The sequence below is a fragment of the Streptomyces finlayi genome, from assembly GCF_014216315.1.
GTDB lineage: Bacteria > Actinomycetota > Actinomycetes > Streptomycetales > Streptomycetaceae > Streptomyces > Streptomyces finlayi_A.
On record NZ_CP045702.1, the window covers coordinates 633447 to 646076 of the forward strand.

General features: G+C 72.6%; 13 protein-coding genes. 10 read left to right on the forward strand and 3 right to left on the reverse strand.

What is annotated here, in order from left to right:
• Positions 1 to 199: 199 nt before the first annotated feature.
• Complete coding sequence (locus F0344_RS03135) at positions 200 to 997, forward strand: IclR family transcriptional regulator (protein ID WP_185297307.1); 798 nt, start codon at positions 200 to 202, stop codon at positions 995 to 997.
• 27 nt (positions 998 to 1024) lie between these two features.
• Here F0344_RS03135 and F0344_RS03140 read toward each other — a convergent pair whose 3' ends face one another.
• On the reverse strand, positions 1025 to 1531 hold the full coding sequence (locus tag F0344_RS03140) for a MarR family winged helix-turn-helix transcriptional regulator (RefSeq protein ID WP_185297308.1): 507 nt from the start codon (positions 1529 to 1531) through the stop codon (positions 1025 to 1027).
• A 341-nt stretch (positions 1532 to 1872) separates the two neighbouring features.
• Here F0344_RS03140 and F0344_RS03145 point away from each other — a divergent pair, with 341 nt between their 5' ends.
• Complete coding sequence (locus F0344_RS03145) at positions 1873 to 2637, forward strand: VOC family protein (RefSeq protein ID WP_185297309.1); 765 nt, start codon at positions 1873 to 1875, stop codon at positions 2635 to 2637.
• Positions 2638 to 2815: 178 nt separating this feature from the next.
• Here the strand turns inward: F0344_RS03145 and F0344_RS03150 are convergent, their stop codons facing one another.
• Positions 2816 to 3667, reverse strand: a complete 852-nt coding sequence (locus F0344_RS03150) for a phospholipid scramblase-related protein (RefSeq protein WP_185297310.1) — start codon at positions 3665 to 3667, stop codon at positions 2816 to 2818.
• A 71-nt stretch (positions 3668 to 3738) separates the two neighbouring features.
• Here F0344_RS03150 and F0344_RS03155 point away from each other — a divergent pair, with 71 nt between their 5' ends.
• The 5 genes from F0344_RS03155 to F0344_RS03175 all read left to right on the forward strand — a co-directional run bounded on the left by F0344_RS03155 (position 3739) and on the right by F0344_RS03175 (position 7381).
• Entirely contained in the window at positions 3739 to 4167 is a 429-nt protein-coding gene (locus tag F0344_RS03155; RefSeq protein ID WP_185297311.1) for a hypothetical protein, read from the forward strand.
• Positions 4168 to 4257: 90 nt separating this feature from the next.
• The gene (locus tag F0344_RS03160) at positions 4258 to 4920 is read left to right on the forward strand and encodes a DUF3105 domain-containing protein (protein ID WP_185297312.1); all 663 of its coding nucleotides are present in this window, start codon (positions 4258 to 4260) and stop codon (positions 4918 to 4920) included.
• A gap of 26 nt (positions 4921 to 4946) precedes the next feature.
• Entirely contained in the window at positions 4947 to 5570 is a 624-nt protein-coding gene (locus F0344_RS03165; protein WP_185302486.1) for a DUF305 domain-containing protein, read from the forward strand.
• 120 nt (positions 5571 to 5690) lie between these two features.
• Positions 5691 to 6947 carry an ROK family protein gene (locus tag F0344_RS03170; protein WP_185297313.1) on the forward strand — a complete coding sequence of 419 codons (1257 nt, stop codon included), beginning with the start codon at positions 5691 to 5693 and terminating at the stop codon, positions 6945 to 6947.
• Positions 6944 to 7381, forward strand: a complete 438-nt coding sequence (locus F0344_RS03175) for a protein-tyrosine phosphatase family protein (RefSeq protein WP_185297314.1) — start codon at positions 6944 to 6946, stop codon at positions 7379 to 7381. The genes F0344_RS03170 and F0344_RS03175 overlap by 4 nt, the downstream gene beginning before the upstream one ends.
• An 89-nt stretch (positions 7382 to 7470) precedes the next feature.
• On the opposite strand, the gene xylA is transcribed toward F0344_RS03175, so the two are convergent.
• Positions 7471 to 8640: a xylose isomerase gene (gene xylA, locus F0344_RS03180; protein ID WP_185302487.1), complete on the reverse strand. Its 1170-nt coding sequence runs from the start codon at positions 8638 to 8640 to the stop codon at positions 7471 to 7473.
• Positions 8641 to 8856: 216 nt separating this feature from the next.
• On the opposite strand from xylA, the gene xylB reads away from it, so the two are divergent.
• From xylB to F0344_RS03195, 3 genes are all read left to right on the forward strand, one after another.
• A complete protein-coding gene (gene xylB, locus F0344_RS03185; protein ID WP_185297315.1) occupies positions 8857 to 10338 on the forward strand; it encodes a xylulokinase in 1482 nt (493 codons plus the stop codon).
• Positions 10339 to 10408: 70 nt separating this feature from the next.
• Positions 10409 to 11683: a VWA domain-containing protein gene (locus F0344_RS03190; RefSeq protein ID WP_185297316.1), complete on the forward strand. Its 1275-nt coding sequence runs from the start codon at positions 10409 to 10411 to the stop codon at positions 11681 to 11683.
• Positions 11683 to 12519: a hypothetical protein gene (locus F0344_RS03195; protein WP_258049625.1), complete on the forward strand. Its 837-nt coding sequence runs from the start codon at positions 11683 to 11685 to the stop codon at positions 12517 to 12519. Before F0344_RS03190 ends, F0344_RS03195 begins: the two co-directional genes overlap by 1 nt.
• The last annotated feature ends 111 nt before the right edge of the window (positions 12520 to 12630 follow it).

A 12630-nucleotide genomic window follows, 5' to 3' on the forward strand; every position in this document is an offset into this window, starting at 1 on the left:
GGCACTCCGGCGTCCCGCAGTGCGGGATGCTGAACCGCGGCGCGCGCGCCGTGGCTTGACGGACCATCGGGAGCGACCCAAGGAGAGCCGCACCGAATAGAGAACATAGGCGACCTATTCGATTCCTGAGCGATTATTTCTGTCCCTCACGGCGGGACAGAGGCACAGGTGATCGAGCCGGATCGAAAGGAGCAGATTCATGACCGAAGGACTGATTCACCGAAAAGAAGCCATCGCTGCGACGCGGGGCTGCACCATCGAGTCACTGGACACCGGCCTCCGGCTGATGCGGCTCTTCCTCACACACGACACGCTCACCGTCTCCGCCGCCGCCGAGCTGCTGTCAGTCGGCCGGTCCACCGCGCACCGGGTGCTCTTCACCCTGGAGGGGCGTGGCTTCGCGACCCGGGACCCCTCCGGCAGCGGATACTCCGCCGGCCCCGAACTGATCCGGCTCGGCCGGCCCGCCGGCCTCGGTGGGGCGCTGCGGGCACGGCTCGCAGACGTACTGGAGGACGCCGCCCGGCGCACCGGCGAGACCGTGCAGAGTGCCGCGCTGATCGGGGACCGCGTCATCGTCACGGACGGCCGTGAGTCGTCCCGGCCGGTACGGGTGGTGCTGGAGACGTGGCGCACGCACCCCGCCCACGCCACGTCGGGGGGCAAGCTGCTGCTCTCGCGGATGACGGCCGACCAGGTGTGCGTCCTCTATCCGCGCGAGACGCTGCCCGCGGCCACCCCGCGCACACTCACTTCGCGCGCGGCGCTGCTGGACGAACTGGCGGAGGTCCGCGAGCTCGGCCACGCGGTCAGCCGCGGCGAGTCCGTCCAGGGCATGAACGCCGTCGCCGTCCCGCTCGGCGGGGCGGGTCCCCGCGACCGGCTGGCCCTGACCGCGTCGGCCCCCGGCGATCGCGGGGACGACGCGGCGCTGGTGGAGTGCGCACGGCAGTTGCGACGGTCGGCCTCGCTGCTGGAGCCGGCGGACGCGTCCTGACACCAGGGGCCGGGGCAGGGCCCGGGATCAGCGGCGGGCGCCGTCGATGCGGCCTTCCAGCTGTACGAGCAGTTCGCTGAGCTGGGCGCTCAGCCGGCTGCGGGCCCCGTCGTCGAGGCCGGAGAGGACCGCGCGTTCGTACGCGAGCTGCTGGGGCAGCAGCCGGTCGACCAGGACGCGGCCCTGCTCGGTCAGGCCGACATGGGCGACCCGGCGGTCACGGACGTCGCCGCGGCGGTCCACGAGGCCGCGTTCCTGGAGGGCGCGGAGGCGTTTGGTGACGGCGGCGCCCGACGAGAACGTCTCGCGGGACAGCTCTCCGGGTGTGAGTTCGCGGTCCGTACGGCGGATCGCGCCGAGCAGGTCGAATTCGGCACGCGTCAGACCGGCGGAGCGCAGCGGCGCGTCCTGCGCCTGTTGGAGAAGCGCGGCACAGCGGTTGATACGGCCGATGAGCTCCATCGGGCCGGTGTCGAGCTCCGGATTGACGGCCTGCCACTGCCGAACCACCGAGGCCACGATGTCGTCGGTCACACCGCTCCGTTCCGTCCGTTCCGAGGAGGCGGGAGGGCTGCCGGCCCCTGCCTCCGTGCTGTTGCGGCGAGCGTACGGTGTCCGGCCCGCTCGGCCGCGACGAGCCGTTCCTCCGGCAGGGCGCGCTGCCACCATTCGCCGGCCGCGGCGTCTGCTGCCAGGCGGAGTTCGACGAGGGAGCCGGTGAGTACGCGCCGCGCTCCGTCAGGCGCGGCGCGTATTTCACCTGTAAATGGTTTCCGTCCGGTGCGGCTCGATGGCTGACGGGCCCTGCCGGTCATAGCGTGCGGGGAGACATGGGTGGACGGCCGGGCGCCCGGCATGATCACAGAAGGAGTGGGATGAAGTTCTCCGAACCGCTGGACGGCGGTCCTTGCTGGGTCGCGCTGAGCACGTCGGACATCCCTGCCGCCAAGTCGTTCTACGCCGCGCTCTTCGGCTGGCGATGCGAGACCGATCCGCGCGCGGAAGCCGGCGGCTCCACCGTGGCGCGGCTCGGCGAGGCCGCGGTGGCCTCGCTCGGCCCGGTCCCCCGGACGGACAGGTCCCCCGCGTGGACCGTCTTCTTCTCCACCGGGGACACCGACACCACCGTCGAGAGGGTGACATCGGCGGGCGGGACGCTGCTGGCCGGCCCGATGGACGTCTTCGAACAGGGCCGGTCCGCCCTGGTCGCCGACCCGGAGGGCGCCGTGTTCTCGCTCTGGCAGCCGCGTACGTTCGCGGGCGCCGAACGTCTCAACGATCCGGGCGCCCTGGGCTGGGTCGAGCTCTCCACCCGCGACACGGTGGAGGCCCTCGCCTTCTACCCGTCCGTCCTCGGCTGGACGGTCAACGCAGCGGAGTCCTACACGCACTGGGGTGTGGACGGTGCCGATTTCGGCGGCATGATGGCGATGGACGAGCGGTTCGAGCCGGAGGTGCCCCCGTACTGGCTCCCCTATTTCGTCGTCACGGACGTCGACTCCACGGCCGCCACGGCGCTGAGCGCCGGCGGCGACCTCCTGCTGGCGCCCATCAGCATCCCCGACGGCCCCCGGATCGCGGTCCTCCGTGACCCGCAGGGCGCCACGTTCGGCATCCACAAGTCGTACGGCGAGGACTGAGGCGCCCGACAGCGTCCGGCGCGCCGCGCGAGCCCGGCATGGGTGCGCACGCCGTCTCCGTCAGGCGCAGCGGGGAGCGTCGCCCGTCGTCCGGGTCGCGCACCTTGAGCTGGAGTGTTGCGACGACGACTGGAACTCAAGGTCCGTGCGGGGCCTCGTCGGGGCGCCGGGGCGGGGCTCAGCCCAGGCCGCGGGCGTCCTGCTTGAGTGCGGTGTCGACCGTCAGGGCCGCGGCGACGACGAGGCTCAGCAGCGGCTCGGGCAGCTGGTAGTGGATCTGGAGCACGTAGTTGTCCGCCGTGGTGAACATGGTCTTCGCGAGACCTTCCCAGGTCTTCGTGATCCGGGCTATCTCGGCGTCGTTGTGGTCGACGATCGCGAAGTTCCAGGCGCGCCAGTTCTCCGCCTTGATGGCGCCGACCTTCCGGCCGTCGACCATGATGGCGAAATTGATCTTGCCGATGGCGTTCTGCTGGACGATCTCACCGACCGGCTGCCCGTCCGGGCGCTGGACGACGACCCGGGACTTGATGAACTTGGCCGGCCGCGTCAGCAGCAGTTGGGGCTGACCGTACGCGTCGCGGATCTCCAGCCGGTGCGTCAGATACTGGTCGATGCTCGCGACGAACCGGAGCACCTTGCGCAGTGCGCTCTGGCCGACCTGCACGACCGAACCGATCGTGTTGCCCTGCTGGTCGAAGACCTTGTACTCGGTCGTGACCTCGATCAGCTTGGCCTTCTGGTTCACGACCAGGACCTGCTGGTTGAAGAGCGACGCCCCACCGGGGACGACCTGCTGGGGATGCGCCGGCTGCTGGGGGTTCGCCGGCTGCTGGGCCGCCACCGCCTTCTGAGGAACCTGCGCCGGTGTCTGCGCGGGAACATGAGCCGGGGACTGCGCCGGGGCCTGCCCGCCCTGTGCCGGGTTCGTGTGCTCGGTCCACCGGGAGCCGTCCCAGTAGCGCAGCAGCTGAGGCGCGCCGTGAGGGTCCGGATACCAGCCCGCAGATACGTTCGAATGCGTGATCACCTGGGCACACTATCCCGCGAACCTGCGACCCTATAGTCCTTGAATCTTCATACACCATTACGATGGCGGCGATGACCAGGCTGAGCGTGCGGACGGACCGGCGACGGAGCGGCACACCCGTGCCCGCCGCTGTGGGCTGGGTCCTGGTCCTCCTGGCGACGGTGTTCTGCTGCTCGCTGAGCACCGCGGCGGCCTCGTCACCGTCGGGCGACGTCCGGCTCACCGCGGCGGCCCGTGCCATGACCCCGGCGCCGGAGACCGCCGCCTCGCTCGTGATGGCGCACGCGCCGGACAGGGGAGGCGTGGGCAGTTCCTGCCACGGCGCCTCGGACCACTCCTCAGCCGTCGTGCTGCCCGGTCCTCCCGCACTCTCCGGCCTTCCCACCGTGCTCGCCCCGGCCCAGGCCGTCCCGCTCACCGGAGGGGCCGCGATCCGCGGCCCCTCCAACGACGGTGTGGGAGCCGTCGACCGTCTCCGACTGCAGATCCAACGAATCTAGAGGCCCGTCCCCGCCTCTGCTCCTGCCCTCACGTCCCCACGCGCCGCGCATGCCCGCGCGCTCGCGTCCCGTTGAACTCGAGGATCTGCCATGGCTTCCGCCAAGAACAAGGACCAGAACCAGAACACCCCCGCCGGGGCCCGCCGGGCCAAGCTCGACGAGGCCCGCCGCAAGGAGCGGGCACGCGAGCGCCGCGTCCGCATCGCCACCATCAGCGCCTCCGTCGCCGTGGTCGCCGCACTCGTCGCCGGAGGCGGCTACCTGATGGCCGCGGCCGACGACAAGGACAAGGCGGAGGAGCAGGCCAAGACCTCCCCGGTCACGGGCGAGCGGACCTGGGACAAGCTGAAGCAGAACCATGTGGGCACCAAGGTCGACTACCCGATGAACCCGCCCGTCGGCGGCGACCACAACCAGGTGTGGATGAACTGCGACGCCGACGTCTACACCGCGGAGATACCGAAGGAGAACGCGGTCCACTCGCTGGAGCACGGCGCCGTCTGGGTCACGTACAACGAGAAGGCGAAGGACACCGACATCAAGGCGTTCAGCAAGCGCGTCTCGAGCACCCCGTACTCCCTGATGAGCCCCATCGCCGACCAGAAGGACCCGCTGATGCTCAGCGCCTGGGGCAAGCAGGTCACGGTGAAGAGCGCCACCGACCCGCGCGTCGCCCAGTTCTTCACCAAGTACGTCCAGGGCCCGCAGACGCCTGAGCCGGGTGCCGCGTGCTCGGGCGGGCTGGACAAGTGACCTCCGCCGTCCGCGTCCCCCGCCCCATGGTGCTGGCGGGCGCCGTGGTGTTCCTGCTGGCACTGGGACTCGTGGTGCTGACGATCGGGCAGCCGTCATCGGCGGCCTCGTCCGCCTCCGGTACGTCCTCCTCCGCGGCGCCCGCGGAGACCTCAGCGGATGTGGGCTTCGCCCGCGACATGGCGGTCCACCACCAGCAGGCCGTGGAGATGTCCTTCGTCGTCCGGGACCGGACGGACGACGCGGACGTACGCCGGCTCGCCTACGACATCATCAACACCCAGGCGAACCAGCGCGGCATGATGCTGGGCTGGCTGGAGACATGGGGCCGGCCGAAGAGTTCGGAGCGGCCGCCCATGGCGTGGATGGGCCACCCGGTCACGCCCACGGGCGACGGTTCGCTGATGCCGGGCATGGCCACCGACGCGGAGATGGACGAGCTGCGAAAGGCCGGGGGCACGGCGGCCGAGATCCTGTTCCTCCGCCTGATGACCGTCCACCACCGGGCGGGCGCCGAGATGGCGCGGGCGGGGGCCGGTGCGGCGGGCACGGCGGAGATCAAGAACCTCGCGGCCGGCATGGTCCGTGGCCAGGAGTCGGAGATCGGGCTCATGGCGGACATGCTCAAGGAGCGGGGCGCCGGCGCCTGACGGTGGCGGATCATCCCGGAAAGGGCCGCCCCGCCGCCCCGGTCCGCCGGGCGGCTGGGCGGCCCTTCGCGCTGTTCGGGGGCCTGCGGCGGACGGCCGGACGATAGGGTCGACGACTATATGAAGAGCAACCTCACACCTCTGGGGCCCAAGGCGGACAAGGACACCGTGCGACGTCACAACCTGAGCCTCGTGCTGCGGGCCGTCCGGGACGAGGGCGCGGCCGGGGAAGCCACGAGGGCGGGGGTGTCCGCCCGGGTGGGGCTGACCCGGGCCGCCGTGTCCTCGCTGGTCGAGCAGCTCCTCGACAGCGGCTTCCTCACCGAGTCCGGCAAGACCTTCAGCGGGCAGGCGGGGCGGCCCGGTACGGCCCTCAAGGTGGCGCGTACGGGCCCGGCGGGACTCGGCGTGGAGATCAATATCGACTACGTCTCCGTGTGCGTCGTGGATCTGGCGGGCACGGGGCGGGTCCGCCAGACCGAGCACCTCGACAACCGGGGCGCGCCCCCCGGCGAGGTGCTGACACGGGCGGCGGGGATCGCCGCCCGCGCCCTCGGATCGGCGCGCGAACAGGACCTGCACCCGGTCGGGGCGGCGCTCGCGCTGCCCGGCCTGGTGTCCGGCGGTTCGGTGCGCCAGGCGCCCAACCTCGGCTGGAACCAGGTGCCGGCCGAGGAGCTGTTCGCGCACGCGCTCGCCGGGCTGCGCCCCGGCCGGGCGGCGCTGCCGGTGAGCTCGGAGAACGAGGCCAATCTCGCGGCACTGGCCGAGCTGTGGTTCGGCGGTCTCGGCAGGACGCGCAGCTTTCTCTACCTGACGGGCGAGATCGGCGTCGGCGGAGCCCTGGTGCTGGACGGCGAACTGCTGCGCGGTGCGCACGGTTTCGCCGGGGAGATCGGGCATGTGGTGGTGGACCCGGCAGGTCCGGAGTGCCGTTGCGGTTCCCGTGGCTGCCTGGAGCAGTACGCGGGACAGGCCGCGCTGCTGCGGGCGGCGGGCATCGACGAGACCGCTCCCGGTCCGGTGGCCGAGCTGGAGCGGCGTGCCCGGGCGGGCGACGCGCGGGCGGTGGCGGCGGTGGCGGAGGCCGGGCGGATGCTGGGCAGGGTGCTGTCGGGCGCGGTGAATCTGATCGACCCGGAGGCGGTGGTGCTCGGCGGGATCTACCGGAGCCTGATGCCGTGGCTGGCGCCGCCCGCCGACGGGGAACTGACGGGGCGCGTGGTCTCCGGCCTCTGGTCCCCGGGCAGCGGACGGCTGCGCGCCTCGTCCGTCGCGGGGGACGCGGCGCGGGGTGCGGCGGCCCTGGTGATGCAGGACGTGCTGGCCGACCCGGTGGCGTACGCCGGGCGCGACGAACCGGAGGTGTCACGGTGACCGCGACCTGGGACCCCGCGGGCGCGGGTGTGCTGACGTTGCCTTCCGGCCTGCTGGTGCGGGGCCGGGGGCTTCGCCGTCCACTTCCGGTCGGGGCCGTGCCGGTGTTCGGGGTGTATCTGCTGGGCAAGGAGCCCGAGCCCGTCGCCTGGGAGTCGCGGTGGGTGCGCTGGCCCGACTTCCGGCTCCCCACGGACCGGGTGCGGGCCCGGGAGGTCTTGGGTGCGGCGCTGGCGCGGGCGGCGACGGACCGGGTGGAGGTGGTGTGCGGCGGCGGCATCGGGCGTACGGGGACGGCCCTGGCCTGCATGGCCGTACTGGACGGGGTCCCGCCGGACCGGGCGGTGGCGTTCGTCCGCCACGGCTACCACCACCGCGCTGTCGAAACCCCCTGGCAGCAGCGGTTCGTACGCCGTTTCGGCGCCCTGGTGTGAGGCGGACGGGCGCGGGTGCGTACGGCGTGGGCCAGTCCCCCACCGTTACGCGGGACCCGCTCCCGCGCCCGTCAGGTACGTCGCCCGGGTCAGCGCACCCCGAGCAGGTGGTCCATCGCCAGCTGGTCCAGGACCTCGAACGCCATACCGCGCTCGGCGGCCGCCGTGATGTCGAACTCCTCGAACGCCGAACGGTCGGCGAGCAGTCCCGCGACCCCGTCCTCGGCGGTGGGCTGGGCGAGCTCGTCCAGACGGGAGGCGAGGAGCGCCTCCTGCACGGCGGGGTCGGCGCGGAAGGCCGCGGCGCGCTCCTTGAGGATCAGGTAGTTGCGCATGCAGCCTTCGGCCGAGGCCCAGACGCCCGCGTAGTCCTCGGTGCGCGGCGGCTTGAAGTCGAAGTGGCGCGGCCCTTCGTAGCCGCCGCGCTCCAGCAGGTCCACCAGCCAGAACGCCTGGCGCAGGTCACCGGCGCCGAAGCGCAGGTCCTGGTCGTACTTGATGCCGGACTGGCCGTTGAGGTCGATGTGGAAGAGCTTTCCTGACCACATCGCCTGGGCGATGCCGTGCGGGAAGTTGAGCCCGGCCATCTGCTCGTGCCCGGTCTCCGGGTTCACGCCGACCAGTTCCGGGCGTTCGAGGCGCTCGATGAAGGCGAGGGCGTGGCCGATCGTCGGCAGGAGGATGTCGCCGCGCGGCTCGTTCGGCTTGGGCTCGATGGCGAAGCGGAGGTCGTAGCCCTGCTCGGTGACGTAGTCGCCCAGCAGGTCGAAGGCCTCCTTCATCCGGTCGAGCGCGACCCGGACGTCCTTCGCGGCGCCGGACTCGGAGCCCTCGCGGCCGCCCCACGCGACATAGGTGGTGGCGCCGAGCTCGACGGCGAGATCGATGTTGCGGAGGGTCTTGCGGAGTGCGTACCGCCGTACGTCCCGGTCGTTCGCGGTGAAGGCCCCGTCCTTGAAGACCGGGTGGGTGAAGAGGTTCGTCGTGGCCATCGGCACCACGAGCCCGTTGGCGTCCAGCGCCTGCCGGAACCGCTTGACGAGCCCCTCCCGCTCCGCGTCCGTCGAGCCGAACGGGATCAGGTCGTCGTCGTGGAAGGTGACTCCGTACGCGCCGAGCTCGGCGAGCCGCCGCACGGACTCGACCGGGTCGATCGCCTCGCGGGTCGCGTCACCGAACGGGTCGCGCCCCTGCCAGCCCACCGTCCACAGACCGAAGCTGAACTTGTCCTCCGGTGTGGGCGTGAAGCGTTCCGTCATCGTCTGGCCGCCTTCGAGTGCTGTCGGGTCCGGTACCGGCAGCACCGGCCGACCCTATTTGTTCACTGTCATGACTAATCATGCACGGGGCACCCCTGTGACGTAACCCCCCACCCTCCACGAATCCGAATCACCCCCTGGCCGGGGGCGCGACGATCACGTAATTTGTTTCCCGCACGATCAAATCCTGTTTCCCCCGGCGAGAAGAGGTAGCCCATGCCGCCGCGCAGTGTCGTCATCGGCGTGGACAGCTCCACCCAGTCCACCAAGGCGGCGGTGACCGACGCCGTGACCGGCGAGCTGCTCGCCGTCGGCCGCGCCCCGCACACGGTCACCGGCGAGGGCGGGGCCCGCGAGAGCGACCCCGAGATCTGGTGGCAGGCACTGCGCCTGGCGGTGGCCGCCGGGCTGAAGGAGTCCGGAGCCGGCGCCGCGGCCGTCACCGGGATCGCCGTCGCCGGGCAGCAGCACGGCCTCGTCGTGCTGGACCGTGAGGGCCGGCCGCTGCGCCCGGCCCTGCTCTGGAACGACACCCGGTCCGCCCCTCAGGCAACCGCTCTCACCGCGGCACTGGGCGGACCCGACGCCTGGACCGCGCGGACCGGCTCCGTACCGGTCGCCTCCCTCACCGCGACGAAGTGGCAGTGGCTGCGCGAGAACGACCCCGGCAGCGCGGCGGCGGCCGCCGCGGTACGACTCCCGCACGACTTCCTGACCGAGCGGCTCACCGGTACCGCGTTCACCGACCCCGGCGACGCCTCGGGCACGGGCTGGTACTCCACGGCCACCGGCTCCTACGACGCCGGCCTGCTCGCGCTCCTCGGCCTGGACAGGTCACTGCTTCCGGAGGTGGCCGCCACCGGCGGGACCCGGACCGGCTCCCTGACCACGACCGCCGCCGAGGCGCTCGGGCTGCCGGCCGGAATCGCCGTCGCCGCGGGCACCGGCGACAACATGAGCGCCGCCGTCGGCCTCGGCCTGGGCGGCGCCGGGCTCCTGGACCACCCGGTGCTCAGCCTGGGCACGTCCGGGACGGTGTTCGCCGCGTCCCGGACCCGGCCCGTCCCGGCGGCCCTCTCCGGCTTCGCCGCGGCGGACGGTACGTACCTTCCGCTGGCCTGCACCCTCAACTGCACGCTCGCCGTCGACAAGGTGGCCGCCCTGCTGGGCCTGCACCGCGACGACGCCACCCCAGGCGGCGAAGCGGTCCTGCTGCCCTACCTGGACGGCGAGCGCACCCCCGACCTGCCCCTGGCGTCCGGTCTGCTCACCGGGCTGCGGCACGACACGACCCCGCAGCAACTGCTGGGCGCCGCCTACGAGGGAGCCGCCTTCACCGTGCTGCGCGCTCTCGACGGACTGCTGCGCGCCTGCGGTCTCGACCCGGCCGATCCCGCCGTCGCGGCCCGTCCGCTGCGACTGATCGGCGGCGGGGCCGGCGGCCGTACCTGGGTGGAGACCGTGCGCCGGCTCTCCGGGCGCCCGCTCGTCGTGCCCGCGGGTGGTGAACTGGTCGCCCGGGGCGCCGCGGCGCTGGCCGCGTCGGCGGCCGGCGGCGGGGACCCGGTGGCCGTGGCGGCCTCCTGGAACACCGGCCTGGATGACCGTCAACTCCCACCGGTCGAACGGGACATGGACACCTGGGAACGCGTCGGTTCGGTGCTGGAGCGGGCCGCGGTGCCCGTACTCGGAGGCTGAACCGGGGTCGCTGACGAACGCTCACCGCACGCGTTTTGGGATGCCACCGGATCTTCAATAGGATCCGGCGATGATCATAAGAAGACGGCTGCGGGCCGGGGTGTGCGTACTGCTCGCCACCCTGGCCGCGTGGCTCGGCACCGCCCTCCCGGCCGCCGCCGACGAACCCACCGGCACCCCATCCCCCAAGGTCGAGCTCGTTCTCGACGTCAGCGGATCCATGCGCGCCCGCGACATCGACGGCCAGTCACGGATGGCCGCCGCGAAGCGGGCGTTCAACGACGTGCTGGACGCGGTGCCCGAGGAGGTGCAGCTCGGCATCCGGACGCTCGGTGCCGACTACCCGGGCGACGACCGCAAAACCGGCTGCAAGGACACCAAGCAGCTCTACCCCGTCGGCCCGCTCGACCGCACCGAGGCCAAGACGGCGGTCGCCACGCTGGCTCCGACCGGCTGGACGCCGATCGGCCCCGCGCTGCTCGGCGCGGCCGACGACCTGGAGGGCGGCGAGGGCACCCGCCGGATCGTCCTCATCACCGACGGCGAGGACACCTGCGGGCCGCTCGACCCGTGCGAGGTGGCCCGTGACATCGCCGCTCGCGGAGTGCACCTCGTCATCGACACGCTGGGTCTGGTGCCCGACGCCAAGATCCGTCAGCAGCTGACCTGCATCGCCGAGGCCACCGGCGGCACCTACACGGCCATCACACACACCGACGAACTCTCCGGACGCGTCAAGCAGTTGGTGGACCGCGCCGCCGAGCCCGTCGTCACTCCGGTGGCGGCCGAGGGCGCCGACCGCTGTTCCGCGGCCCCGGTCCTCAAGGCCGGCCTCTACACGGACCGCGAGAAGTTCGGCGAGCACCGCTGGTACCGGGTGGACGTACTGCCCGGTCAGGAACTGCGCGCCTCGGTGAGCGTGGCGGCCGACCGTGCCGTCAACAACGACTACGGGGTCCTGCTGCGGGCCCTGACCGTGCACGGCCGCGAGATCGTCCGCGGTTCCGAGGCCGGCACGGGCCGCACGGACGTGATCTCGTCCGGGCTGCGCTATCCCAAGGCCGGACAGGACGGCACGGACGACGAGGAACCGACCCCCGAGGCCGTCTGTCTCCAGGTCGGCAACTCCTTCTCGGCGCCCGCGTCGGTGAAGACCTCGCCCGGCCTTCCGGTCGAGCTGACCATCGACGTGGTGGACGCTCCGGACGAGGCTGGCGACGTGGCCGCGTTCGGCCTCGGCCGCGGCTGGTGGCTGCTCGGCGTGCTCGTCCTCACCGGACTGGTCGCGGGCCTGCTGGCCGGCTGGATCTCGCGCTGGCGCGTCGCCGTATGGAGGACCAACTGATGCGTACGACACGTGCACTGGCGAGCGGCCTGCTGGCCGGACTCGCCCTGCTGACCTCGGCGGGCTCCGCGACGGCGATCGCCCCGTCGGCCCCGAGGACCGACGCGAGCCCGAGCGCCGGCCCCGACGCCGACGACCGGACGGGGCCCACGGAAGCGGGCACCACCTTCCGTACCGCCACCGCCGTCCAGCAGGGGCAGCGGGCCACCGCCGAGGCGTCCACGGGCGACTACCTGTACTGGGTCTTCCCCGCCGACGCCGGTCAGCGGGCCACCGTCCGGGCGAAGGTCACGCTTCCCGAGAGCGCGGCCCGGCACGGCGCGTCCACCTGGCAGATCGACGTGTACGACGGACTGCGGCGGCGCCAGGCGTGCATGTACGGCCATCAGACGCGCAAGGCCGCAGCCGAGGCGGCCTCGGTCGAGCTGACCTGTGTGCTGCGCACCGTCCGTGCCTGGTCGGAGCCGTGGGCCAACGATCCGCTGCCCGGCAGCTACTACGTACGCCTCACCGTCCTCGGGCTCCCCGCCACCGACCTCGGGCTGCCGGTGGGGACGGAGCTGGAGGTCACCTCCGTGGACGGGGGCGGTGCCCATGACGTGGACGGCGCGCTCGCCGAGCCGCTCGTGCCCGGCGCCTCTTCGCTGAAGCAGGCCTCGGACGACGGGGCCGCGCGGGACCCCGGTGAACCGGAGGACGGCTGGGCCTCCGGCTGGTGGACGGACCGCTGGCTGTGGACCGTGGGCGGCGGCGTGCTCGGTGCGCTGGCAGCCGTCTTCGGCTACTCCCTGACGCGCGGCAACGGCCGTCCGTCCCGGGTGCCCCAGGGCGTCTGAGCGACCGCCGCTCAGGACGGGTGCGGCGCCGTGCCGGACCCGGCCTGGGCGGCAGGCATCCGCAAGATCCGGGCGGGCGCACGTCCCCCGTCGCCGTCGTCCCCCTCCTGC

What these genes read in the sequence shown, in the direction of transcription:
- xylA (WP_185302487.1), bottom strand. Translation starts at nt 8,640, where the DNA reads ATGACGGAACGCTTCACGCCCACACCGGAGGACAAGTTCAGCTTCGGT.
- F0344_RS03195 (WP_258049625.1), top strand. Translation starts at nt 11,683, where the DNA reads ATGCGTACGACACGTGCACTGGCGAGCGGCCTGCTGGCCGGACTCGCC.
- F0344_RS03155 (WP_185297311.1), top strand. Translation starts at nt 3,739, where the DNA reads ATGACCAGGCTGAGCGTGCGGACGGACCGGCGACGGAGCGGCACACCC.
- F0344_RS03145 (WP_185297309.1), top strand. Translation starts at nt 1,873, where the DNA reads ATGAAGTTCTCCGAACCGCTGGACGGCGGTCCTTGCTGGGTCGCGCTG.
- F0344_RS03170 (WP_185297313.1), top strand. Translation starts at nt 5,691, where the DNA reads ATGAAGAGCAACCTCACACCTCTGGGGCCCAAGGCGGACAAGGACACC.
- xylB (WP_185297315.1), top strand. Translation starts at nt 8,857, where the DNA reads ATGCCGCCGCGCAGTGTCGTCATCGGCGTGGACAGCTCCACCCAGTCC.
- F0344_RS03135 (WP_185297307.1), top strand. Translation starts at nt 200, where the DNA reads ATGACCGAAGGACTGATTCACCGAAAAGAAGCCATCGCTGCGACGCGG.
- F0344_RS03190 (WP_185297316.1), top strand. Translation starts at nt 10,409, where the DNA reads ATGATCATAAGAAGACGGCTGCGGGCCGGGGTGTGCGTACTGCTCGCC.
- F0344_RS03165 (WP_185302486.1), top strand. Translation starts at nt 4,947, where the DNA reads ATGGTGCTGGCGGGCGCCGTGGTGTTCCTGCTGGCACTGGGACTCGTG.
- F0344_RS03160 (WP_185297312.1), top strand. Translation starts at nt 4,258, where the DNA reads ATGGCTTCCGCCAAGAACAAGGACCAGAACCAGAACACCCCCGCCGGG.